Genomic DNA, 23,712 nt, shown 5'->3' on the forward strand with positions numbered 1-23,712 from the left:
GTTATCTCTCTTATAGATGCAGCGCCTGTGGGCGCGGAACTTATAGTCAGCTCAGGGCTTTCCAGGCGGCGACATAAGCCTGGGCGCGGCTCGCTACCTGATCCACTGTCATGCCCGGTTTGAACAACCCGGAACCCAGCCCGAAGCCTTTAGCGCCGGCGTCGATGAACACCTGCATGTTGTCCGGGGTGATGCCACCCACCGGCAGCAGCAAGGTGCCTGCCGGCAATACCGCCAGCCACGCCTTGATCACAGCCGGGCCCATTTGCTCGGCCGGGAACAGCTTCAATACGTCGGCGCCTTCGGCCAATGCGGCGAAGGCTTCGGTCGGCGTCGCCACACCCGGCGACAGGAACAGCCCCGCCGTTTTCGCGGCACGCAACACCTTGGCATCGCTGTGAGGCATCACGATCACCTGGCCACCCGCGGCTTTTACCTGCTCGACCTGCTCAGGCAGCAACACCGTACCGGCACCGATCAGGCAATCGGCGGGCAGGCTGTCGCGCAGAGTACGAATGCTGGTGTAAGGGTCAGGCGAATTCAGCGGGACTTCGATCACCCGAAACCCGGCCTCGTACAGCACCTGGCCAACGGCCTTGGCTTCGTCCGGGCGGATGCCGCGCAGGATGGCGATCAAACCGTTTTGCGCGAGTGCTTGCTTGAGCATGTCAGGCCTCCGATACAGGTTGAGTGAGCCCGGCCGCCACTGCCAGTTGCCACAGGCCGCGTTCGCTGGCTTCCTGCGCCAGGCTGACGTGGGCGAAGCCGCAGAGGGCGAGGGCGCGTTGATAGCGGGCGCAGAGCGGCGCGGCACCGACCAGAATGATCGGCGTGTGTTTGGCTTTGCCGGGCAAGCCGGCGAGTTCATGGCCGATGAGCAAACCCGAGAGGTAATCGGGCTGTTCGTCGGGGGCGAGTTGGGCGGTGAGCCCAAGGGTGCGCGCGCTGAACAAGGTGGACAGCACGCCGCGCAGGCCGTCTTTGGAGAGCGCCACTTGCACGCCTCGGTCAAACGCTTCGGCCTGGAATATTGCGGACGGTTGCTGGGTACGGCCAAGGATGCTGTGCTTGCTCAGCACTGCAAACAGCTCACCGGTCATGAAGGTATCGAAGTGAGTGATGCAGCCATCGACCACCTCGACCCACTTGGAATGGCTGCCGGGCAGGCCGATCAATACATCGGCGCCCAACCCTTGCAGCACGCCCAATACTTGGGTTTCTTCGCCGCGCATCACGTTGGGCAAACCGCTTTGCTCGATCACACCGGGCACGATATGCACATCAACCCCGCGCTGGCTGCGCACCTTATGAAGCGCCTGACCCAAGCGGGCGACGTCGACGGGCGTATTGCGATAAGCCGCTTCGCTCCAACCCTGGGCGCTGCCGACCATACCGCAGGCGATCACCGGGAGGTCGGGTTGCGCCTCGAGCCAAGCCCCGCATGCCGCGTCGAACGCCAACTCGAAGCCATCGCTGCAGCGCACGCCGGCGATGTCGCGGGGCTCGCTGGGCAAATGCATGATGCCCCACGCCAGCGAGCGCTGTTCCAGCACTACGCCTGCGGGGCCGAGTTTATAAGCACGAAGGGAACTGGTTCCCCAATCGAGCGCGATCAATTGCGCCTGCATCGCTTCACCTGAAATGAGTGGGTGCTGAAAAAAGCAGATGGGCGAATATAAACCTATGATCAGGAATATCTCAATATATAAATAACAGTCCCACATATTGGGAGTTAAGCACGTAAAATCCCACAACCCTTTAAGGCAGCAGGGGGTTGCGGATTAGAAAGAGGTTACAAAACAGACAGATCCAGCTCGCGCACCGCCCCCATCCACACCGCGTAGTCGGTGTGATCCTTCAGCTCATCGCCGGTATCGGGGTGCAGGAACACCACCAGCCCATTGCGATGGATCACCAACCACGGCAACACCACGCCAATGTATTCGGCGTCGAACGCCAGCTGGCAGCTCCAGTCCGGGTGCGGGCCCACGGGCCGTTCGTGTACACGGCCCATGCGCAGCGGGAAGAGTTTGGCGGCGTCTTCGCACAAGGTGCGCGCCTGCTCAATGGTGCTGGCGTCAAAGTAGATATGGGCGTGATAGCCCTTGATACGTTGCATGACCGACTCCGGATCCAATGTGCGCAAAATCCTAGACCGCAATGGACGGCAGGGCCAGCCCGGTCAGCGACTGCGCGCTGCTGGCCTGCTCGGCCACCAGCCAGTCGACAAACCGCTCGACCAATTGCCTCCGGCGTTTGCGCTGGGGCTGCACCACGTAATAGCCGAAACGCGAGATCACCGTGCCGCTCACCGGCCGGCACAACCAGCCCTGCTCCAGCAAGTTATCCACCAGGTGGCGCCAGCCGATGGCTACGCCCTGGCCGGCAATCGCGGCCTGGATAAGCAGGGTGTAATTATCGAAGCGCAGTTGGCCGGGAGTGGGTGCAGTGGTGATACCCAGCTCGCGAAACACACCGCTCCAGTCGAACCACTGGCTGTTGTTTTCCTGACGCAGGTGCAGCAGAGGAACATCGTGCAAATTTTGTACAGTCAGCGGTGTCGCCTGGTTCTTCAGCCATTGCGGGCTGCACACCGGGAACACTTCTTCGTTGAACAGCCACAGGCTGTCGCCCTGCTTGAAACGGCCATCGCCAAACAGCACCGCCACATCGATATCGCTGCGCAGGGTGGCGTGGTTGCGTTCGCTGGTCACCAGGCTTACGTCTACCTGGGGATTGGCGCGGTGAAAGCGGTGCAAGCGCGGCATCAACCAGTAGGCGGCAAACGCAAAGTCCGTCGCGACTTGCAGCACTTCATGTTGATCCTGTTGGGTGATCGCGCTCAGGCCTTGGTTGATGGCCTGCAAGCCACCTTGCACATGCTCGAACAACAGGGCGCCGGCGTCGGTCAGCTCAATGCCACGGTAGATCCGATCAAACAAGCGGATCGCCAGTTGCTCTTCCAGGCGCTTGATCTGCTGGCTGATGGCCGGTTGGGTGGTGCCCAGCTCCATCGCGGCGGCGGTGAAGCTGCGGTGGCGCGCTGCGGCTTCGAAGGCACGCAGCAAATCGAGGGACACGTCACCGAGGGCTTCATACATAAGCTGTGCTTATCCTAGACATTGCTTTTCATGGGCTTTACCCCAGTTTTCATGGGCTGCATGCTCATTCGCATAAACATCGCCTATGGAATGCCGAGAACCCATGAAGCGCAAGAACATTCTTTTTATCATGGCCGATCAAATGGCCGCGCCGTTGCTTCCGCTCTACGGTTCTTCGCCTATCAAGCTGCCTAATCTAAGCCGCCTCGCTACGCAGGGCGTGGTGTTCGACGCGGCGTACTGCAACAGCCCGCTGTGTGCACCGTCGCGTTTCACGCTGGTCAGCGGCCAGTTGCCGAGCAAGATAGGCGCCTACGACAACGCCGCCGATTTCCCCGCCGATATGCCGACCTATGCCCACTACCTTCGGCGCCTCGGCTACCGCACCGCGTTGTCGGGCAAGATGCACTTCTGCGGACCAGATCAACTGCACGGTTATGAAGAACGCCTGACCAGCGACATTTACCCCGCCGACTACGGCTGGGCGGTGAACTGGGATGAGCCGGACGTACGACCCACTTGGTATCACAACATGTCCTCGGTGCTGCAAGCCGGCCCGTGCGTGCGCACCAACCAGCTGGATTTCGACGAAGAAGTGGTGTTCAAGGCGCAGCAATACCTGTTCGATCACATCCGCGAGGACGGCGACCAGCCGTTCTGCCTGACCGTGTCGATGACTCACCCACACGATCCGTACACGATTCCCAAGCCATTCTGGGACCTGTACGACGACGCCGACATCCCGTTGCCTGCAACACCCGCGCAAGGTGATCTCGACCCGCATTCCCAGCGCCTGCTCAAGGTCTACGACCTGTGGGACAAGCCGCTGCCTGTGGATAAGATTCGTGATGCGCGCCGTGCCTACTTCGGCGCGTGCAGCTACATCGACAGCAATGTCGGCAAGCTCATGCAAACCCTGGAAGACACCGGCCTGGCCGACGACACGATCATCATCTTCTCCGGCGACCACGGCGACATGCTCGGCGAGCGCGGCCTCTGGTACAAAATGCACTGGTTCGAAATGGCCGCCCGCGTGCCACTGCTGGTGAGTGCGCCGGGGCAATTCGCGGCAGGCCGCGTGTCCAAAGCCGTGTCCACCGCCGACCTGTTGCCGACCCTGGTGGAACTGGCCGGCGGCGAGCTGGACCCGCGCCTGCCGCTGGACGGCCGTTCGCTGGTCCCACACTTGCAAGGGCAGGGGGGGCACGACGAGGTGTTCGGCGAATACATGGCTGAAGGCACCATCAGCCCGCTGATGATGATTCGCCGTGGCGCGTACAAATTCATCTACAGCGAAGACGACCCTTGTCTACTGTTCGATGTACACAATGACCCTCGGGAACAGGAAGAACTCAGCCAGTCGCCGCAGCATCAGGCGCTGTTTGCAGCCTTCCTTGACGAGGCGCGGGCCAAATGGGACATCCCGGCGATCCACCAACAGGTGCTCGTCAGCCAACGCCGCCGCCGTCTGGTGTTTGAAGCACTGACCCAAGGCAAGCTGAAGAGCTGGGATCACCAGCCATGGGTGGACGCCAGTCAGCAGTACATGCGCAACCACATCGACCTCGACGACCTGGAGCGCAAGGCACGTTATCCACAACCCTGCCAAAACCAATAAATAGACTGAGGGAAGGCCATGCAAAAGTTGACTGTAGTGCTGGGTATGTTGGTGTTGAGTAGTGCCAATGTGTACGCGGACGCCAGCTGCGAAACGATAAAGATGGCCGATCCAGGCTGGAGCGATATTGCGGCCACCAATGCCATCACCGGTTTTTTACTGACCGGCATGGGCTACAAGGCCAAGGTCGACACCCTCGCGGTCCCGATCATCTTCGGCGGGCTCAAGGACGGCCAGGTGGATGTGTTCCTGGGTAACTGGATGCCGGCGCAGCAAGGCTTCTACGACAAGTTTGTGGCCAACGGCGATGTGGTGCAACTGGCGAAAAACCTCGACGGCACCGAGTTCACCCTCGCCGTGCCCGACTACGTATGGGACGCCGGGGTGCATGACTTCGCCGACTTGAACAAGTTTACCGACAAGTTCGGCAAGAAAATCTATGGCATCGGCTCCGGTGCGCCGGCGAATATCTCGCTGCAGGAAATCATCAAGAAAAACGACTTTGATCTCGGCCAGTGGAAGCTGGTGGAGTCCAGCGAACAGGCGATGCTCGCCGAAGTATCACGGGCTGTTAAGAAGCAGAAATTCGTCACCTTCCTTGGCTGGACCCCGCACCCGATGAACGTGCAGTTGAAAATGCACTACCTCAAAGGAGGCGAGAAATACTTTGGCGACACCGGCAGCGTGTACACCCTGACCCGCAAGGGCTATGCGCAGGGCTGCCCGAATGTAGGGAAATTGCTGACCAACCTGAGCTTTACTCAGGAGATGGAGAACGCAATCATGGCGCAGGTGGCCAATAACAAGGTCAGCAACGCTGAGGCGGCGAAGGCGTGGATCAAATCCAACCCAGCGGTGTTGGACAAATGGTTGGATGGTGTAAAAACACTGGACGGCAAAGACGCACTATCTGCAGTTAAAGCCAAACTCTAAGGCTTGATGCAATCCAAATGTGGGAGGGGGCAAGTCCCCCTCCCACGGGAACTAATCAGTACTGATATTCTGCGCCAAACCTTTAAACCGAGTTCGCGATGCCCCGGCCCAACCGCCATACACTCTTCCCCTTCCTCGCCTGGCTCCCGCGCCAGACCCGCGCCAGCGTCGGTCGGGACGCACTGGTCGGCCTCAGCGGCGCCGTGCTCGCCCTGCCACAGTCGATTGCCTACGCACTGATCGCCGGTCTGCCCCCCGAATACGGCCTGTACGCTGCGATCATCCCGGTGCTGATCGCGTGCCTCTGGGGTTCATCCTGGCACCTGATCTGCGGGCCCACGGCGGCGATTTCCATTGTGCTGTATGCCAGCGTCAGTCCCTTGGCCGTGCCGGGCTCCCAGGACTACATCACCCTGATTTTGCTGCTCACCTTCCTCGCCGGGGTTTTCCAGTGGCTGCTGGGCATGCTGCGCTTCGGCGCGCTGGTGAATTTTGTCTCCCACTCGGTGGTGCTCGGTTTCACCCTGGGCGCCGCCGTGGTGATTGCCGTGGGGCAATTGCCCAACCTGTTGGGGCTGGATCTACCGAGCCAGGCCACGGCGATCAATAGCCTGCTGGCACTGATCCACCACAGCGGCGAATGGGACCACGCATCCCTTGCCCTGGGGCTGGGAACTCTACTGGTGGGCGCACTGCTCAAGTACCTGGTGCCCCGTTGGCCGACGCTGTTGATCGCGCTGGCTTTGAGCAGCCTGGTGGCGTGGTTGTGGCCGGCGATGTTCGGGCATGTGGCGCTGGTCAGTTCGTTTATTGGCAAGCTACCGCCGTTCAGCCCGTTGCCGATGGACCTGGACATGATCCTGCGCCTGCTGCCCAGCGCCGTGGCGGTGGGCATGTTGGGGCTGGTGACCAGCCTGTCGATTGCCCGCTCGCTGTCGGCGCGTTCGCAGCAATTGCTTGATGCCAACCAAGAAGTTCGTGCGCAAGGTCTATCCAATATCGTTGGCGGATTTTTCTCTGGTTATCTGTCGGCAGGCTCCTTTACACGTTCGGGCCTCAGCTATGAGGCGGGCGCCTGCTCGCCGTTGGCCGGCGTGTTTTCTGCGCTGTGGGTGGCGTTGTTCGCCTTGTTTGGTGCGGCGCTGATCGCGCACATTCCAATCCCGAGCATGGCCGCGAGCATCCTGCTGATTTGCTGGGGGTTGGTGGACCATCGCGGCATTCGCGCGTTGTTCCGCGTCAGTCGCGCAGAGTTTGTGGTGATGAGCCTGACGTGCGTCGCCACCTTACTCCTGGAGCTGCAAACCGCGATTTACGCCGGGGTGCTGGCATCGCTGTTTTTCTATCTCAAACGCACGTCGCAACCTCGGGTTCAGCAATGGCGAGACGGGGATGAGGATGTGCTGCGGGTGGGCGGCTCAATCTTTTTTGGGGCCAGCCAGTATCTGCAAGTACGCCTGCAAAGTTTGCAGGGCGAGCGGGTGGTGATTGAGGCGCAGCAAATCAACTTCATCGATTATTCGGGGGTGGAGATGCTGCACCAGGAAGCGCGGAGGTTGAAGGGGTTGGGGCGAAGTTTGACGTTGCGCCGGGCTAGGCCGCAGGTGGTGGATGAGTTGAAAAAACTAGAGGGGCCCGACAAGTGCCCCCTCCATTTCGAAGACTGAGCCCGCACACACATTGACTGTGCCCACCTTAGATTTGAGTTAAGCCAACTGCCGGCGCAGCTCGGCCAACACCGGCGCCGACTCCGGGCGCACACCGCGCCACAGGTAGAACGCTTCCGCCGCTTGCTCCACCAACATGCCCAACCCATCCATTGCCAAGGCTGCGCCTTGTTCAGTCGCCCAGCGGCAGAACGGGGTAGGTTCCTTGGCATACATCATGTCGTAGCAAAAGGTGTTACCCGGCTCGATCAGGCTGCCAGCAATCGGCGGTACATCGCCTGACAGGCTGGCCGACGTAGCGTTGATGATCACGTCTACCGGCTCGCGCAGCCAGTCGAACCCACTGGCAGATACGGGGCCCAGATCGTCAAACAACTCGGCGAGCAACTCAGCCTTTTCCACCGTGCGGTTGGCGATGATCAGCGAAGCCGGCTGTTCGGCCAGTAACGGTTCCAGCGCACCGCGCACCGCCCCACCGGCGCCCAGCAGCAGGATGCGTTTGCCTTGCAGCGTCAACCCGGCGTTTACCTTGAGGTCGCGCACCAGGCCGGCGCCGTCGGTGTTGTCGCCGAGCAAGGTGCCGTCGGCGAGTTTACTCAAGGTGTTCACCGCGCCTGCGCGTTGGGCGCGCTCGGTGAGGGTGTTGGCCAGGCGGTAGGCGTCTTCCTTGAACGGCACAGTCACATTGGCGCCACGGCCTTGTAGGAAAAACTCACGGGCGCAGCCGGTGAAATCCTCCAGCGGCGCAAGCAAGGTGCTGTAGTCCAAGTGCTCGCCCGTCTGCTCTGCGAACATGCGGTGGATCAGCGGCGACTTGCTGTGGCCGATGGGATTGCCGAACACCACATAACGGTCCATCAGACCGCCGCCTTGGGCGCAGCAAGGCCCAGCCAGTCGCGGTCTTGCAGGAAATAATCGGTAAGGCGCGCTTCTTCGCTGCCAGCCTCGGCCTTCCAGTCATAGCTCCAGCGCACTTGCGGTGGCAGCGACATCAGGATCGACTCAGTGCGCCCGCCCGATTGCAGACCAAACAGGGTGCCACGGTCGTAGACCAGGTTGAATTCAACATAGCGGCCGCGGCGGAATTCCTGGAATTCGCGCTGTTGCTCGGTGTAGGCGATGGACTTTCGGCGCTGCACGATCGGCAGGTAGGCGTCGATATAAGCGTCGCCGATGGCGCGGATAAAGGCGAAGCAGGTGTCGAAGTCCCACTCGTTCACGTCATCGAAGAACAGGCCGCCAATGCCACGCGGTTCATTGCGGTGCTTGATATGGAAATAACTGTCGCACCAAGCCTTGTAGCGCGAATACACGTCCGGGCCGAACGGCGCGCAGGCCTGCTCGGCCACGCGGTGCCAGTGGATGCAGTCTTCTTCGTTGCCGTAGTAGGGCGTGAGGTCGAAACCGCCGCCAAACCACCACACCGGCTCTTCGCCTTCTTTTTCGGCGATGAAAAAGCGCACGTTGGCGTGGGAAGTCGGTACGTGGGGATTATGCGGGTGGATCACCAGCGATACGCCCAAGGCCTCAAAGCCGCGACCGGCCAACTCTGGGCGATGCGCACTGGCGGACGGTGGGAGACCGCTGCCAAATACGTGGGAGAAGTTAACGCCGCCTTTTTCGATCACCGAACCGTTTGTAATCACACGGGTGCGACCGCCGCCGCCGGCAGGCCGGGTCCAGGCGTCTTCGATAAAGCGAGTGTCCGTCTCGAAGGTTTCCAGGGCGCTGCAAATGCGGTCTTGCAGATCAAGCAGGTAGGCCTTTACGGCCTCGGTGCGGGTAGTCATGGCATCACCTTGAATCGGGCAAAGCTACGCGAAGCCATTGGGCGTCGGCGGCAAATGGGCGCACAGGATAACACCGCACCCCATTGCGCCGCAGTTGACGAAGATCAAGCTTAGGAGTTCGATAGGCGGCTACGCGAGTTCGAACCAAGGAGAAGGCAGATGGCAAAACGTATCCAGTTCAGCGCCCATGGCGGTCCCGAAGTGCTTGAGTATGTCGACTACACGCCAGCGGAGCCTGGCCCGCAGCAGGTTCGCGTGCGTAACGAGGCGATCGGCCTGAACTTCATCGACACCTATTTCCGCAGTGGTCTGTACGCGCCGCCAGCATTGCCTTCAGGGTTGGGCGCAGAGGGCGCCGGCGTGGTCGACGCGATCGGCAGCGAAGTCACCCAATTCAAGGTCGGCGACCGTGTGGCCTACGGCAGTGGTCCGTTGGGTGCCTACAGCCATCTGCACGTGCTGCCCGCCGCCAACCTGGTGCACCTGCCGGACGAGATCAGCTTCGAACAAGCGGCCGGCGCCATGCTCAAGGGCCTGACCGTGCAGTACCTGCTGCGCCAGACCTATGAAGTGAAAGCCGGTGAAACCATCCTGTTCCACGCCGCTGCCGGTGGCGTGGGTTCGCTGGCCTGCCAATGGGCCAAGGCCCTGGGCGTGAAGTTGATCGGTACCGTGAGCTCGCCGGAAAAGGCCGCACTGGCCAAATCCCTCGGCGCCTGGGAAACCATCGACTACAGCAAGGAAAACGTCGCAGAGCGCGTGTTGGAATTGACCGACGGCAAAAAAGTCCCGGTGGTGTACGACGGCGTCGGCAAGGACACCTGGCTGACGTCGCTGGACAGCGTGGCGCCGCGTGGGCTGGTGGTGAGCTTCGGCAATGCGTCAGGCGCGGTGGATGGGGTGAACCTGGGGATTCTGTCGGCCAAGGGCTCGCTGTACGTCACCCGGCCAACCTTGGCGACCTATGCCAACAACCCGCAGAACTTGCAGGCGATGGCTGATGACCTGTTCTCGATGATCAAGAGTGGCAAGGTGCGTATTGATATCAACCAGCGGTATTCGCTGGCGGATGCGGCAAAGGCGCAGACCGAGTTGTCGGGGCGACGGACGACTGGGTCGACCATTCTCCTGCCGTAAAGCAATGGATATCTGGAGTCTGTAAGGGCCTCATCGCGGGCAAGCCCGCGATGGCCATGAGGCGGTCTCAGGAAGGCCGCACCACCTCACCCGTCACCAAATCCCGAATCAAGCTTGGGTTCTTGCGCCCACCCAGCGCACCACCCAACACCAGATCCACCTGCCCACGGAAGTACTGCTCAACGCGGATCCGCGTGCGCGCAGCCGGGCGCCCCTGGGGGTTGGCCGAGGTGGAAATCAAAGGCCCTACCAACGAGCACAAATCCCGCACCAGCGGATGGTCAGTGACCCGCACCGCGACGGTGTCGTGCACACCTGTCACCCATTCCGGCAGCAACCCCTGATGAGGCACCAGCCAGGTGTTCGGGCCAGGCCAGGTGCTGGCCATGCGATCGATCCAATCCTGGGGGAAGTCTTCGAACAGAAAGTCGAACTGGCGGATATTGTCCGCCACCAGGATCAGGCCCTTGTCCACCGAGCGGTTCTTGATGGCGAGCAAACGGTCCACTGCTTCTTCATTCCACGGGTCGCAGCCAAGGCCCCAAACCGCTTCTGTTGGATAGGCAATCACCGCGCCTGCGCGAATTTCTCGTGCGGTTTCCAGCACACGCCACCGGTTGACCATTGTTTACTCTCCAGACTAAAGCTCTGCGCAGTTTACCGATCTTCTTTACAAAACCTAGCAGCGCGCAAGCCAGCGCCCATTTTCACAGATAACCTGGCCTTCCAGCTCCAACTCGGTCAGCGTCGCCAGCACTTGGGACAACGGGCGCCCGCTGGCAATCACCAGGGCCTCGCTGGTCTGGGGTGCTGCGTGCAACAGCGCCACCAGCGGATGGACGACAGGCATCGGCGCCGGGCGCGACAGCGCTTGCCAGCCACGCAAACCTTCAAGGATATGCTCGATGGTCTCCACCAGCACCGCGCCGTCGCGGATCAACTGATGACAGCCCTTGGCGCCGGGATGATGGATGGAGCCCGGGATCGCATACACCTCACGCCCCTGCTCGGCCGCCAGCTTCGCGGTGATCAGCGAACCACTGGCCATGCCGGCTTCCACCACCAGTACGCCCAGGGACAAACCACTGATGATCCGGTTACGCCTGGGAAAGTTGCTGGCCTGGGGCGGGGCGTTCAGTGGAAACTCGGAAACCACGGCGCTGCCCTGGTCAATCATCGCCTCCGCGAGCCGTCTGTGGCGTTGTGGATAAAAATTTTCGAGCCCGGTGCCGAGGACGCCGATTGTCTGACCGCCCACCTCCAATGCCGCTTGATGGGCTGCGCCGTCGATGCCTAATGCAAGGCCACTGGTGATGACGAAACCAGCGCTCGCCAGACTGCGCGAAAACGCAGCGGCGGTGTCCATGCCAGGACGAGACGCGCGACGACTTCCGACCATCGCCAGTTGCGGTCTTTCCAGGATTGCAGGGTCACCGGCGACGAATAAAAGCGGCGGCGCATCATCAATCTCGGCGAGCAGAGCGGGGTACTCCGGTTGGTCCCACATCAGCAAATGCTGGGCCGGGCACGCCAGCCAGGCCAATGCCGCACTGGCGCCGTCGCGTACTTCATGACTGCGCCGGGCATCGGCGCTAATGGCTGGCAACCCCAGCGAACGCCAGGCACTGGCAGGCGCGCTGATGGCCTTTGACGCAGAGCCGAACGCTTCGATCAGTAAGCGAAAACGCTTCGGACCCAGTTCCGGCAGCCTGTGCAAGCGTAGTCGGGCTTCCAGTTCTGACGGGGAGATTTCTTGGTTGTGTATCGGGTGCATTTGATCGTCCTTGACCGGAACAAGCTGTGGATAACTCTGTTGGTAACTTATTTAGCAGGCTATTTATTGTGTTTGATGGGCAGTCTCGAAACTGTCCATGACCGCCAGCGGCCGTGAGGCACTGAGCACCAGGGCGTAACTGAGCTTTTCGTAGGTGCGAAACACCAGCAGGGTGCCGGCGCGTTCATCAGGAAGTTGCGTCGACGCGCCACTAAGGCCATCGCGGACGGTGGCGCCGGTCTTGATCACGCTGAGCAGTTGGCCTTCGACCAGACCATCGCGACGCCCTTTGTTGAGGGTTACGGCGTCGAGCACGCCGATGTGCGTAACACCCTTGGGGATATCGATGATGTGTCCTTCGACAAAGGGCACGGTGGGCGCGGTCGCAAGGGTTGTCGGGACGATAGAAGGTTGTGCACGCAGCAAGCGGTCTCCGGGGCGCACCTCCTGCGTGACTCGCTGTAAGGTCAGGGTAGTAAGGTCGCCCGCCACGACAAATCGCGCAGTGCCAATATCGTCGGCGTTGACGCCCAACAGCTCTTTAGTCACCGGGTCGGTGTAAACCTTGCCTCGTCGGAATATTCCGTAATTCGGCTGGGAAGGCTCCAAGTCGCCCCTGGCATATACCCGCTCGCCATTGGCACCCAGCACTCGGCCAGCATCGGCGGCAACGATGTACGGCGCGTTGTCCAGGTCTCGAGGCGAATCAAGAAGGCGGTTATGCAGTAAAAAGCGCTGGATAGCCTGTTGCGTTGGCTGATCCAGCCGCTGCACGGGCGGCGGCAGCAGGGCCATGGCGAACGGGGCCCACAACAGCAAGACGAGTAGCGATTTCCTCATGGGGTGAATCTCCTTTATTATGTGCGTTCGCGTGAAATGCCAGAGCCTTCGTGGCTTTTGGGTGTTTCACACCGGCGGTCTGGGTCCATCCCAACGCCGATTTGCCTCTACCTCACATGTGCAGCAATTACGCTTATGGCTATTTTGAACATCCTCGAATTCCCCGACTCGCGCCTGCGCACTGTCGCCAAGCCGGTGGCCGTAGTGGACGACAAGGTTCGTCAGTTGGTCGATGACATGTTTGAAACAATGTATGAAGCCCCGGGCATCGGCCTCGCCGCGACCCAGGTCAACGTGCATTTGCGTGTCGTGGTCATGGACCTGTCGGAAGACCGCAGCGAGCCGCGGGTGTACATCAACCCCGAGTTCGAACCGCTGACTGAAGAGATGGGCGAATACCAGGAAGGCTGCCTGTCAGTGCCGGAGTTCTATGAGAACGTCGAGCGCCCGATGCGCGTGAAGATCAAGGCCCTGGGCCGCGACGGCAAGCCGTTCGAGCTGATCGCCGAAGGCCTGCTGGCGGTGTGCATCCAGCACGAGTGCGACCACCTCAATGGCAAGCTGTTTGTCGATTACCTGTCGACGCTCAAGCGCGACCGAATCAAGAAGAAGCTGGAAAAAAAGCATCGCCAGCAAGCTTGATGCCCTCCTTCCAAAGGCTTGCTGCGGCAAGCCTTTTTCTTTTGTGACTGCTTTTAACCGAGACCACCCATGACCGAGCCACTGCGCATTGTTTTTGCCGGCACGCCTGAATTCGCGGCCGAACACCTGAAGGCACTGCTTGCCAGCCCTTATGACATCGTCGCGGTGTACACCCAGCCGGATCGCCCGGCCGGTCGTGGGCAAAAACTGATGCCGAGCCCGGTCAAGCAACTGGCGCTGGAACACAACCTTGCCGTGCTGCAGCCGCCAACCCTGCGTAACGCCGAGGCTCAGGCCGAGCTGGCTGCCCTGAAGCCGGACCTGCTGGTGGTGGTGGCCTACGGCTTGATCCTGCCGCAAGTGGTGCTGGATATTCCACGCCTGGGTTGCATCAACAGCCATGCGTCGCTGCTGCCGCGCTGGCGCGGCGCGGCGCCGATCCAACGCGCAGTGGAGGCGGGTGACAGCGAAAGCGGCGTGACCGTGATGCGCATGGAGGCGGGTCTGGACACCGGCCCGATGCTGCTCAAAGTCACCACCCCGATCACCGCCCAAGACACTGGCGGCAGCCTGCACGACCGCCTTGCCGAGCTGGGCCCGCCCGCCGTAATCCAGGCCATCGCCGGCCTGGCTGCCGGCATCCTGGAAGGCGACGTGCAGAATGACAGCCTGGCCACCTACGCCCACAAGCTGAACAAAGACGAAGCACGCATCGACTGGAGCCGCCCGGCCGTGGAGCTGGAACGCCTGGTACGCGCCTTCAACCCGTGGCCGATCTGTCACAGCACCCTCAACGGCGAAGCCTTGAAAGTACTGGCCGCGACCCTGGCCGAGGGCACAGGCGCTCCGGGTGAAATCATCGGCGCCAGCAAGGACGGCCTATTGGTCGCTTGCGGCGAACAGGCGCTGTGCCTGACCCGTCTGCAATTGCCCGGTGGCAAGGCGCTTAATTTCAGCGATGTGTTCAACAGCCGTCGTGAGAAGTTTGCCCTGGGCACCGTTCTCGGGATGGTCGCCCAATGAACCCGCGACTGGCCGCCGCCAAGGCCCTTGCCGCCGTGCTCAATGGCAAGGCATCGCTGAACAGTTCGTTGCCCACGCAGATGGATAAGGTTGAAGACCGTGATCGCGGCTTCACTCAGGACCTGGCCTTTGGCACCGCCCGCTGGCAGCCACGCTTGTCGGCGTTGGCGGCCACGTTGTTGCAAAAGCCGTTCAAGGCTGCGGATGCTGACGTCGAAGCGCTGCTGCTGGTAGGCCTCTATCAGTTGCTCTACACCCGCGTGCCCGCTCACGCCGCCATCGGTGAAACGGTCGGTTGCGCCGACAAGCTGAAAAAACCTTGGGCCAAGGCCTTGCTCAATGCCGTGCTGCGCCGCGCCCAGCGCGAGAGTGAAGCGCTGCTGGCCGAACTGGAACATGATCCGGTAGTGCGCACCGCTCACCCACGCTGGCTGCAAAAATCGTTGAAGGCGTGCTGGCCTGAGCAATGGGAAGCCATTTGCGCAGCCAACAATGCGCACCCGCCGATGATCCTGCGGGTCAATCGCCGTCATCACAGCCGCGACGCCTACCTGCAGTTGCTCATCGACGCCAGCATCAACGCCACGCCGTGCGTGTACAGCATCGACGGTATCGTGCTCGAAGCGGCCGCCGATGTGCGCAGCCTGCCGGGCTTTGCCGAAGGCTGGATCAGCGTGCAGGATGAAGCCGCGCAATTGGCTGGCGACCTGCTCGACCTGGCGCCCGGCCAACGCGTGCTAGACGCCTGCTGCGCACCTGGCGGTAAGACCTGTCACATTCTGGAAGTCGAAAACGACCTCGCCGGTGTCGTCGCTGTCGACCTCGAAGCCAAGCGCCTGGTGCGCGTGCGGGAAAACCTTGCACGCCTGGGCCTCAGCGCCGAGCTGATCGCCGCCGACGGCCGTGACACCGCCACCTGGTGGGACGGCAAACCGTTCCAGCGCATCCTGCTTGATGCGCCGTGCTCCGCCACCGGTGTGATCCGCCGCCACCCAGACATCAAGCTCACCCGCCAACCCGACGACATTGCCGCCCTGGCCGTGCTACAAGGCGAGCTGCTCGACGCGCTGTGGCCGACCCTGGAAGTCGGCGGCATCCTGCTCTACGCCACGTGTTCCACCTTGCCGACTGAAAACACCGAGGTGATCGAAGCCTTCCTCGCCCGCACCAGCGGCGCCCGGGAGCTGGACCTCGCCACAACCGCCGGCATCAAGCAGCCCCACGGTCGCCAACTGCTGGCGCAAGAAGGCGGACACGATGGCTTCTACTACGCCAAACTGATCAAGATTGCCGCCGAGCGCGGCTAAATGGTTTAAGGGAGTGACCGGATGAAAATCATCATCCTAGGAGCAGGGCAGGTCGGCGGCACGCTGGCTGAACATTTGGCCAGCGAAGCCAACGACATCACCGTGGTCGACACTGATGCCGAGCGCCTGCGCAACCTCGGCGACCGCCTCGACATCCGCACGGTACAAGGCCGCGCGTCGTTCCCGACGGTGCTGCGCCAGGCGGGTGCCGATGACGCGGATATGCTGGTGGCCGTGACCAACAGCGACGAAACCAACATGGTCGCCTGCCAGGTCGCCCACACCCTGTTCCACACCCCGACCAAAATCGCCCGTGTGCGCGAAGCGGCCTACCTGACCCGCGCCGGTTTGTTCGACAACGACGCGATTCCGGTGGACGTACTGATCAGCCCGGAACAGGTGGTCACCCACTACATCAAGCGCCTGATCGAAATTCCAGGCGCCTTGCAGGTGATCGACTTTGCCGGCGGCAAGGCCCAACTGGTCGCGGTGAAGGCCTATTACGGCGGCCCACTGGTCGGCCAGCAACTGCGCCAGTTGCGTGAGCACATGCCCAACGTGGAAACCCGCGTCGCGGCGATTTTCCGGCGTGACCGGCCAATCCTGCCCCAGGGCGATACGGTGATCGAGGCCGACGACGAAGTATTCTTCATCGCCGCCAAGGCGAATATTCGTGCCGTCATGAGCGAAATGCGCCGCCTCGACGAGACCTACAAGCGCATCGTCATCGCGGGCGGCGGGCAGATCGGCGAGCGATTGGCCGAGGCCATCGAAAGCCGCTATCAGGTGAAGATCATCGAGATGAGCCCGACACGCTGCCGGCATTTGTCCGACACCCTAGACAGCACCGTCGTACTGCAAGGCAGCGCCTCGGACCGCGACCTGCTGATGGAAGAAAACATCGCCGACGCCGATATCTTCCTGGCCCTGACCAACGATGACGAAGCCAACATCATGTCCTCCTTGCTGGCCAAACGGCTGGGCGCGAAGAAGGTGATGACCATCATCAACAACCCGGCCTATGTCGACCTGATCCAGGGCGGCGATATCGACATCGCCATCAGCCCTCAGTTGGCAACCATCGGCACCTTGCTGGCCCACGTGCGCCGGGGCGACATCGTCAGCGTGCACTCCCTGCGCCGTGGCGCGGCGGAAGCCATCGAGGCAATTGCCCACGGTGACTCGAAGTCGAGCAAGGTGATCGGCAAGGCCATTCGCGATATCGGCTTGCCGCCGGGAACGACCATCGGCGCGATTATTCGTGACGAAGAGGTGATCATTGCCCACGACGACACGGTGGTCGAAACCGGGGACCATGTGATCCTGTTCCTGGTGGATAAGAAACATATCCGCGATGTGGAGAAACTGTTCCACGTGGGGTTGAGCTTCTTCTGATCAAGCGGAGTGACCGACATGCTCGAATCCCTGGAAAAAATGCTCGCCAAAGGTGTGGATAACTCGCTGCTTCGGTTTGGTTTGGGCAAGGGTTATCTGGACGTGAAGGAAAACGCCAAGGCGGCGGAGCATCTGCAGAAGTGCGTCGAGTTTGATCCGAAGTATTCAGCGGCGTGGAAGCTTCTGGGCAAGGCGCAGTTGGGGTTGGAAGATCGTTCGGCGGCGCGGCTGGCATGGGAGAAGGGCATTGAAGCGGCCCAGGCCCATGGTGATAAACAGGCCGAAAAAGAGATGACGGTGTTCCTGAAGAAACTCGACCGCCAACCTTGAGCCCATCTCCTGTGGGAGCTGGCTTGCCGGCGATGTCGGCAACTCGGTCTTTCAGTTAAACCGAGTTGATGCCATCGCAGGCAAGCCAGCTCCCACAGGAGATCTTCATGAGTCTTGAGTCAGGGGTGGCTCAGTACCACCGCGCCTCACCCGGCGGGCGTTTCTTGAAGCGCTTCATGCTCCACATGTATTGGCTCGGGTAAGCACCGACATACCGCTCCACCACCTTGCTCATCGCCGCGCAGGACGTGGCGGTGTCGGTGCTGTACATATCTTCCGGCGCCGCTTCCAGGATCACTTTGTAACCCGAACCGTCGGGCAGCCGCAGCGCATGCAGGAACACGCCGACCGCTTTGTGGCCCGCCAACATATTTGGCACAAACTTGCTGGTCAGCGCCTGGGTGGCGAAGAACGGTACGAAGATCCCCGCAGATTCCGCCGGCTCCGGGTCGGCGGGGATACCCACCTGGCCGCCCTTACGCACTTCCTTGATCACACTGAGGATGCCTTCCTTGGTCGACGCCGCCACTCGATTACCCAGTTGCACCCGCTGCTTGCGCAGCAACTCATCCACTGCCTTGAGCTTGGGCGGACGGTAAAAAATGATGGGTTTGCACTGGTTGCAATAGAAATGGTTCAGCACTTCCCAGTTGCCCAAGTGGCTGGTGATGCCGACCACGCCTTTGCCCGAAGCCAGGGCTTCGTGCAGCACGTCCAAACCTTCGACTTCGCGCACCAGGTCGATTGAGCGTTGGGCTGGCCAGATCCAGGCGCAAGCGCTTTCGGTCAGGGACTTGCCGATGTCCATCAGGCTGCGGCCGACTAACGCTTCGCGCTCGACGGGGTCCATGTCGGGGAAGCACTTGGAGAGGTTGATCCGCACCGTCTCGCGGGAACGGTTGGGGGTTTTCCACATGACCCAGCCAATGGCCGTGCCGACGGCCTGCACAGCGCGCCAAGGCAGCAGGGCGAACAACCGGAGAGCGCCTACCAGCAAGGCGCCTTTAAACTTTTCCACAGGTCACTCCTGTTCGTGTGTGGTGCGCAAAGCCGGCATTCTAACCGGCGTTGGCCAAGTCCGCGTAACGGTCGCAGTCTTGGGTGTGGTCCATGACCATGCCGCAGGCCTGCATGAACGCGTAGCAAATGGTCGGGCCGACAAAGGTGAAGCCGGCTTTTTTCAGGGCTTTGCTCATGGCTTCGGCCTCGGGCGTGATCGCCGGGACTTCGCTGCGGTCCTTGAAATGATTGACCTTGGGTTTGCCACCGACGAAGGACCAGAGCAAGTCGACCGGATCTTCCAGCGCCAGCCAGGCGGCGGCATTGCGGCGGGTGGCATTGAGTTTCAGGCGATTGCGCACGATGCCAGGGTCCTGCATCAGTGCTTCGATCTCGCCATCGCTCAACTGCGCCAACCGTTGCGCATCAAACCCGAACAAGACCTTTCGATAATGCTCGCGTTTGCGTAAAACGGTGATCCAGGACAGGCCCGCCTGGAACCCTTCGAGCAAAAGCAACTCGAACAAACCCTGCGCATCGCGCAGCGGCGTTCCCCACTCCTGATCGTGATAAGCCATGTACAGCGGATCTTCAGAACACCAAAAGCAGCGTGGCATAAGGCTCCAGGGGATGGTGGCGCGGCCGAATCGGGTATACTCCCGCTCTTTAAATCGCAGCCCAAGTAACAGGTGAATTTCGTGAGCCAGCCTACGCCAGCCGTGCGTACCTTCCAAGACTTGATCCTCGCCCTCCAGCAATACTGGGCCGAGCAAGGTTGTGTGGTACTTCAGCCCTACGATATGGAAGTAGGCGCCGGCACTTTCCACACCGCTACATTCCTGCGGGCCATCGGCCCGGAAACCTGGAACGCCGCTTATGTGCAGCCCAGTCGTCGCCCGACTGACGGCCGCTACGGCGAAAACCCGAACCGTCTGCAGCACTACTACCAGTTCCAGGTGGTATTGAAGCCGAACCCGGACAACTTCCAGGAACTGTACCTGGGCTCGCTCAAACACGTCGGCCTGGACCCACTGGTGCACGACATCCGTTTCGTCGAAGACAACTGGGAATCGCCAACCCTGGGCGCCTGGGGCCTGGGTTGGGAAGTCTGGCTCAATGGCATGGAAGTGACGCAGTTCACTTACTTCCAGCAAGCGGGTGGCATCGAGTGCTACCCGGTGACCGGCGAGATCACCTACGGCCTCGAGCGCCTGGCCATGTACCTGCAGGGCGTGGACTCGGTCTACGACCTGGTGTGGGCTGACGGTCCGTTCGGCAAGGTCACCTACGGCGATGTGTTCCACCAGAACGAAGTGGAGCAGTCCACCTACAACTTCGAACACGCCAACGTCGACAAGCTGTTCGAACTGTTCGACTTCTATGAAAGCGAAGCCAAGCGCCTGATCGAGCTCGACCAGCCGCTGCCGTTGCCAAGCTATGAAATGGTGTTGAAGGCGTCCCATACCTTCAACCTGCTGGATGCGCGCCGTGCTATCTCGGTGACCGCACGTCAGCAATACATCCTGCGTGTGCGCACGCTGGCGCGTTCCGTCGCCCAAGCCTACCTGCTGGCTCGCGCCAAGCTGGGCTTCCCGATGGCAACCGAGGATTTGCGTGATGAAGTGTTGGCTAAGCTGGAGGCTGCACAATGAGTGCTCAAGATTTCCTGGTTGAACTGGGCACCGAAGAGCTGCCACCCAAGGCCCTCAACACACTGGCCGACGCGTTCCTGGCCGGTATCGAAAAAGGCCTGCAAAGCGCTGGCTTGAAGTTCGAAGCGAAGAAGGTCTACGCCGCGCCACGCCGCCTGGCCGTACTGCTGACCGCACTGGAAACCCAGCAGCCGGACCGCAGCATCAACATCGACGGCCCGCCACGCCAGGCTGCGTTCGACGCCGAAGGCAACCCGACTCAAGCCGCCCTTGGCTTCGCCAAGAAGTGTGGCGTCGAGCTGAGCGAGATCGACCAGAGCGGCCCGAAACTGCGGTTCAGCCAGGTCATCACTGGCAAACCGACCGCCAGCTTGTTGCCGACCATCGTTGAGGACTCGCTGAACGATTTGCCGATCCCGAAGCGCATGCGCTGGGGCGCGCGCAAAGAAGAGTTCGTACGTCCGACCCAGTGGCTGGTAATGCTGCTCGGTGACCAGGTCATCGACTGCACGATCCTCGCCCAAAAAGCAGGTCGTGATTCGCGTGGTCATCGCTTCCACCACCCGCAAGCCGTGCGCATCACTTCGCCGGCCAACTACGCGACAGACCTGCGTGCTGCCTACGTGCTGGCCGACGCCAATGAGCGTCGCGAATTGATCAGCAAGCGCACCGAGGAGCTGGCCCGCCTGCAGGAAGGTACCGCCATCGTGCCGCCAAGCCTGCTCGACGAAGTAACCGCGCTGGTCGAATGGCCGGTGCCGTTGGTGTGCTCGTTCGAAGAACGTTTCCTCGATGTGCCGCAAGAAGCGCTGATCACTACCATGCAGGACAACCAGAAGTATTTCTGCCTGCTGGACGTGGAGGGTAAGTTGCTGCCGCGCTTTATTACCGTGGCCAACATCGAGAGCAAAGACCCGCAGCAGATCATCGCCGGTAACGAGAAAGTCGTTCGCCCGCGCCTGACCGACGCCGAGTTCTTCTTCAAGCAAGACAAAAAGCAGAAGCTCGAAGACTTCAACCTGCGCCTGCAAAACGTGGTGTTCCAGGAAAAACTCGGCAGTGTCTACGATAAGGCCGTGCGGGTTTCCAAGCTTGCCGCTTATATTGCGCCACGCATTGGCGGCGATGCTACGTGGGCTGCGCGTGCGGGCATGCTGTCCAAGTGCGACCTGGCCACCGAGATGGTCGGCGAGTTCCCGGAGATGCAAGGTGTTGCCGGCTACTACTACGCTCTCAACGACGGCGAGCCGGATGACGTTGCCTTGGCGCTGAACGAGCAGTACATGCCGCGCGGTGCTGGCGCTGAATTGCCAAGCACCCTGACCGGTGCAGCCGTGGCCATCGCTGATAAGCTCGACACGCTCGTTGGCATCTTCGGTATCGGCATGCTGCCCACCGGCAGCAAAGACCCGTATGCCTTGCGCCGTGCGGCCCTCGGCGTGTTGCGCATCCTGATCGACAAGAAGCTGGACCTCGACCTGACCCAGGCCGTGGCGTTTGCGGTCGGCCAGTTCGGTGCCAAGGTCAAGCAAGCGGGCCTCGCCGAGCAAGTGCTGGAATTCGTGTTCGACCGCCTGCGCGCGCGCTATGAAGATGAAGGCGTGGACGTGTCCGTGTACCTGTCGGTGCGTGCCCTGCAACCAGGGTCGGCGTTGGACTTTGACCAGCGCGTACAAGCCGTGCAGGCCTTCCGCAAACTGCCGGAAGCCGACGCATTGGCCGCCGTGAACAAGCGTGTGTCGAACCTGCTGAGCAAGGCCGAAGGCCTGGGCAACGCTGACGTCGACCCTGGCCTGTTCGCCGATGCCAAGGAGTTCTCGCTGAACTCGGCCATCGCCAAGGCTGAAAACGCAGTGAAACCGCTGATCGCTGAGCGTAACTACGCCGAAGCACTGGCGCGCCTGGCGACCTTGCGCGAGCCGGTGGATGCGTTCTTTGAAGCGGTGATGATCAATGCCGAAGATGCAGGCGTGCGGAAAAACCGCTACGCCATGCTCGCGCGTCTGCGTGGATTGTTCGTCAACATCGCTGACATTTCGACGCTGAGCTGACCCTGTTGAAACTTCTGATTCTCGATCGGGACGGGGTGATCAATTACGACTCCGACGCTTACATCAAGTCGGTGGAGGAATGGGTTCCACTGCCCGGCTCGATCGAGGCCATCGCGCAGTTGAGCAAAGCCGGCTGGACGGTGGCCATCGCCACCAACCAGTCCGGCATCGCCCGTGGCTACTACGACATCGCAACCCTGGACGCCATGCACGCGCGCCTGCGCACCATGGTGGCCGAGCAGGGTGGCGAGGTGGGGTTGGTGGTGTATTGCCCCCACGGGCCGGATGAGGGCTGCGATTGCCGCAAACCCAAGCCCGGCATGTTGAAAATCATTGCAGAACATTACAAGGTGCCCTTGGCTGGGATATGGTTCGTCGGGGACAGCCTCGGTGACCTGGAGGCGGCCAAAGCCGTCGACTCTCAGCCAGTTTTGGTTAAGACCGGAAAAGGCGAAAAGACCCAGGCGAAAAACCTGCCGGTAGGCACTTTGATTTTTGACGATCTGGCGGCCGTGGCCGCAGAACTTATCAACAACTAGCCGCCCTCGACTTCCTGACCAAGGATGTGCGGGAGAGCGCTTTTAACAGGCGGGCGTTGTCCCGCAACGGTAAATGCCGCCATGTCGATTTTGCAGGCCATCAGAACCTTTTTCTTTTACCTGCTGCTGGGCACCAGTTCGTTTCTCTGGTGCACCCTGAGCTTTTTTATTGCACCGTTCCTGCCATTCAAAGCGCGTTATCGCTTTATCAATGTCTATTGGTGCCGTTGCGCGTTGTGGTTGACCAAGGTGTTCCTGGGCATTCGCTTCGAGATCAAAGGCGCGGAAAATGTCCCGGATCAGCCCTGCGTGATTCTGTCGAACCACCAGAGCACCTGGGAGACGTTCTTTCTTTCGGCGTACTTCTCGCCGTTGAGCCAGGTGCTAAAGCGTGAGCTGCTGTACGTGCCGTTCTTCGGCTGGGCGATGGCCATGTTGCGTCCCATCGCTATTGACCGTGACAACCCCAAGGCAGCGCTCAAGCATGTGGCCAAGAAGGGCGACGAGCTGCTCAAGGATGGCGTTTGGGTACTGATCTTCCCCGAAGGTACACGTGTGCCCTTCGGCACCGTAGGCAAGTTCTCACGCGGAGGTACGGCTTTGGCGGTCAACGCCAACCTGCCAGTGCTGCCGATTGCCCATAACGCTGGCAAATTTTGGCCTAAGACTGGCTGGGCCAAACGCGCGGGGACTATCACGGTGGTCATTGGCGAACCGATGTACGCCGAAGGTGAAGGACCACGTGCAATTGCCGCGTTGAATGACCGCGCCCAGGCATGGAATCAAGCGCAGCAACGGGCGATGGGTTCGCTGCCGCCGGAGCCGATTGTGGTCGACACACCCGCGATCTGAGCATCTGTGGATAAGCTGTGCACGGATTGTTGGTGAATTGCCATTTTTGTCTTATAAGAATC

At 61.1% G+C, this 23,712-nt stretch carries 24 protein-coding genes; 13 read left to right on the forward strand and 11 right to left on the reverse strand.

What is annotated here, in order from left to right:
* Positions 1–46 precede the first annotated feature (46 nt).
* From AACY08_RS17095 to AACY08_RS17110, 4 genes are all read right to left on the reverse strand, one after another.
* Positions 47–667, reverse strand: a complete 621-nt coding sequence (locus tag AACY08_RS17095; protein ID WP_339470513.1) for a 2-dehydro-3-deoxy-6-phosphogalactonate aldolase — start codon at positions 665–667, stop codon at positions 47–49.
* A gap of 1 nt (position 668) precedes the next feature.
* The gene (locus AACY08_RS17100; protein WP_339470514.1) at positions 669–1,628 is read right to left on the reverse strand and encodes a 2-dehydro-3-deoxygalactonokinase; all 960 of its coding nucleotides are present in this window, start codon (positions 1,626–1,628) and stop codon (positions 669–671) included.
* Between the two features lie 164 nt (positions 1,629–1,792).
* Complete coding sequence (locus AACY08_RS17105) at positions 1,793–2,119, reverse strand: DOPA 4,5-dioxygenase family protein (protein WP_339470516.1); 327 nt, start codon at positions 2,117–2,119, stop codon at positions 1,793–1,795.
* Positions 2,120–2,150: 31 nt separating this feature from the next.
* The gene (locus AACY08_RS17110; protein WP_339470517.1) at positions 2,151–3,101 is read right to left on the reverse strand and encodes a choline sulfate utilization transcriptional regulator; all 951 of its coding nucleotides are present in this window, start codon (positions 3,099–3,101) and stop codon (positions 2,151–2,153) included.
* Between the two features lie 103 nt (positions 3,102–3,204).
* Between AACY08_RS17110 and betC the strand changes: the two genes are divergently transcribed.
* From betC to AACY08_RS17125, 3 genes are all read left to right on the forward strand, one after another.
* Positions 3,205–4,719, forward strand: a complete 1,515-nt coding sequence (betC, locus tag AACY08_RS17115) for a choline-sulfatase (RefSeq protein ID WP_339470518.1) — start codon at positions 3,205–3,207, stop codon at positions 4,717–4,719.
* Between the two features lie 18 nt (positions 4,720–4,737).
* Positions 4,738–5,652, forward strand: a complete 915-nt coding sequence (gene choX / locus AACY08_RS17120) for a choline ABC transporter substrate-binding protein (protein ID WP_339470519.1) — start codon at positions 4,738–4,740, stop codon at positions 5,650–5,652.
* A 98-nt stretch (positions 5,653–5,750) separates the two neighbouring features.
* Positions 5,751–7,319 carry a SulP family inorganic anion transporter gene (locus tag AACY08_RS17125; protein WP_339470520.1) on the forward strand — a complete coding sequence of 523 codons (1,569 nt, stop codon included), beginning with the start codon at positions 5,751–5,753 and terminating at the stop codon, positions 7,317–7,319.
* Between the two features lie 39 nt (positions 7,320–7,358).
* On the opposite strand, the gene aroE is transcribed toward AACY08_RS17125, so the two are convergent.
* Positions 7,359–8,177: a shikimate dehydrogenase gene (aroE, locus tag AACY08_RS17130; protein WP_339470521.1), complete on the reverse strand. Its 819-nt coding sequence runs from the start codon at positions 8,175–8,177 to the stop codon at positions 7,359–7,361.
* On the reverse strand, positions 8,177–9,109 hold the full coding sequence (hemF, locus tag AACY08_RS17135) for an oxygen-dependent coproporphyrinogen oxidase (protein ID WP_339470522.1): 933 nt from the start codon (positions 9,107–9,109) through the stop codon (positions 8,177–8,179). Before hemF ends, aroE begins: the two co-directional genes overlap by 1 nt.
* Before the next feature lie 159 nt (positions 9,110–9,268).
* Here hemF and AACY08_RS17140 point away from each other — a divergent pair, with 159 nt between their 5' ends.
* A complete protein-coding gene (locus AACY08_RS17140) occupies positions 9,269–10,246 on the forward strand; it encodes a quinone oxidoreductase family protein (protein WP_339470524.1) in 978 nt (325 codons plus the stop codon).
* A 67-nt stretch (positions 10,247–10,313) separates the two neighbouring features.
* On the opposite strand, the gene AACY08_RS17145 is transcribed toward AACY08_RS17140, so the two are convergent.
* The 3 genes from AACY08_RS17145 to AACY08_RS17155 all read right to left on the reverse strand — a co-directional run bounded on the left by AACY08_RS17145 (position 10,314) and on the right by AACY08_RS17155 (position 12,860).
* Entirely contained in the window at positions 10,314–10,871 is a 558-nt protein-coding gene (locus AACY08_RS17145; RefSeq protein ID WP_012721468.1) for an L-threonylcarbamoyladenylate synthase, read from the reverse strand.
* A 54-nt stretch (positions 10,872–10,925) separates the two neighbouring features.
* The gene (gene dprA, locus AACY08_RS17150) at positions 10,926–12,020 is read right to left on the reverse strand and encodes a DNA-processing protein DprA (RefSeq protein WP_339470525.1); all 1,095 of its coding nucleotides are present in this window, start codon (positions 12,018–12,020) and stop codon (positions 10,926–10,928) included.
* Between the two features lie 63 nt (positions 12,021–12,083).
* Positions 12,084–12,860: a peptidoglycan-binding protein gene (locus tag AACY08_RS17155; protein WP_339470527.1), complete on the reverse strand. Its 777-nt coding sequence runs from the start codon at positions 12,858–12,860 to the stop codon at positions 12,084–12,086.
* 135 nt (positions 12,861–12,995) lie between these two features.
* Between AACY08_RS17155 and def the strand changes: the two genes are divergently transcribed.
* From def to AACY08_RS17180, 5 genes are all read left to right on the forward strand, one after another.
* Positions 12,996–13,502, forward strand: coding sequence for a peptide deformylase (gene def / locus AACY08_RS17160; protein ID WP_339427736.1), 507 nt, complete (start codon positions 12,996–12,998; stop codon positions 13,500–13,502).
* Positions 13,503–13,571: 69 nt separating this feature from the next.
* Positions 13,572–14,525, forward strand: coding sequence for a methionyl-tRNA formyltransferase (gene fmt / locus AACY08_RS17165; protein ID WP_339470529.1), 954 nt, complete (start codon positions 13,572–13,574; stop codon positions 14,523–14,525).
* On the forward strand, positions 14,522–15,832 hold the full coding sequence (rsmB, locus tag AACY08_RS17170) for a 16S rRNA (cytosine(967)-C(5))-methyltransferase RsmB (protein WP_339470530.1): 1,311 nt from the start codon (positions 14,522–14,524) through the stop codon (positions 15,830–15,832). The genes fmt and rsmB overlap by 4 nt, the downstream gene beginning before the upstream one ends.
* 21 nt (positions 15,833–15,853) lie before the next feature.
* Positions 15,854–17,227 carry a Trk system potassium transporter TrkA gene (gene trkA / locus AACY08_RS17175; protein ID WP_339470531.1) on the forward strand — a complete coding sequence of 458 codons (1,374 nt, stop codon included), beginning with the start codon at positions 15,854–15,856 and terminating at the stop codon, positions 17,225–17,227.
* Between the two features lie 18 nt (positions 17,228–17,245).
* Positions 17,246–17,557 carry a tetratricopeptide repeat protein gene (locus AACY08_RS17180; RefSeq protein ID WP_339470532.1) on the forward strand — a complete coding sequence of 104 codons (312 nt, stop codon included), beginning with the start codon at positions 17,246–17,248 and terminating at the stop codon, positions 17,555–17,557.
* 130 nt (positions 17,558–17,687) lie between these two features.
* Here the strand turns inward: AACY08_RS17180 and AACY08_RS17185 are convergent, their stop codons facing one another.
* Both AACY08_RS17185 and AACY08_RS17190 read right to left on the reverse strand, forming a co-directional pair.
* On the reverse strand, positions 17,688–18,575 hold the full coding sequence (locus tag AACY08_RS17185; protein ID WP_339470534.1) for a lysophospholipid acyltransferase: 888 nt from the start codon (positions 18,573–18,575) through the stop codon (positions 17,688–17,690).
* A gap of 40 nt (positions 18,576–18,615) precedes the next feature.
* Positions 18,616–19,173, reverse strand: coding sequence for a DNA-3-methyladenine glycosylase I (locus AACY08_RS17190; protein WP_339470536.1), 558 nt, complete (start codon positions 19,171–19,173; stop codon positions 18,616–18,618).
* A gap of 81 nt (positions 19,174–19,254) precedes the next feature.
* Between AACY08_RS17190 and glyQ the strand changes: the two genes are divergently transcribed.
* From glyQ to AACY08_RS17210, 4 genes are all read left to right on the forward strand, one after another.
* Positions 19,255–20,208, forward strand: coding sequence for a glycine--tRNA ligase subunit alpha (gene glyQ, locus AACY08_RS17195; RefSeq protein WP_003170711.1), 954 nt, complete (start codon positions 19,255–19,257; stop codon positions 20,206–20,208).
* Positions 20,205–22,259: a glycine--tRNA ligase subunit beta gene (gene glyS / locus AACY08_RS17200; RefSeq protein ID WP_339470537.1), complete on the forward strand. Its 2,055-nt coding sequence runs from the start codon at positions 20,205–20,207 to the stop codon at positions 22,257–22,259. Before glyQ ends, glyS begins: the two co-directional genes overlap by 4 nt.
* A 5-nt stretch (positions 22,260–22,264) precedes the next feature.
* A complete protein-coding gene (gmhB, locus tag AACY08_RS17205; protein WP_339419284.1) occupies positions 22,265–22,798 on the forward strand; it encodes a D-glycero-beta-D-manno-heptose 1,7-bisphosphate 7-phosphatase in 534 nt (177 codons plus the stop codon).
* A gap of 81 nt (positions 22,799–22,879) precedes the next feature.
* Entirely contained in the window at positions 22,880–23,650 is a 771-nt protein-coding gene (locus tag AACY08_RS17210; RefSeq protein ID WP_339470538.1) for a lysophospholipid acyltransferase family protein, read from the forward strand.
* Positions 23,651–23,712: the final 62 nt, after the last annotated feature.

The organism is Pseudomonas sp. EL_65y_Pfl1_R83 (assembly GCF_963970695.1).
GTDB classification, from domain to species: domain Bacteria; phylum Pseudomonadota; class Gammaproteobacteria; order Pseudomonadales; family Pseudomonadaceae; genus Aquipseudomonas; species Aquipseudomonas tritici.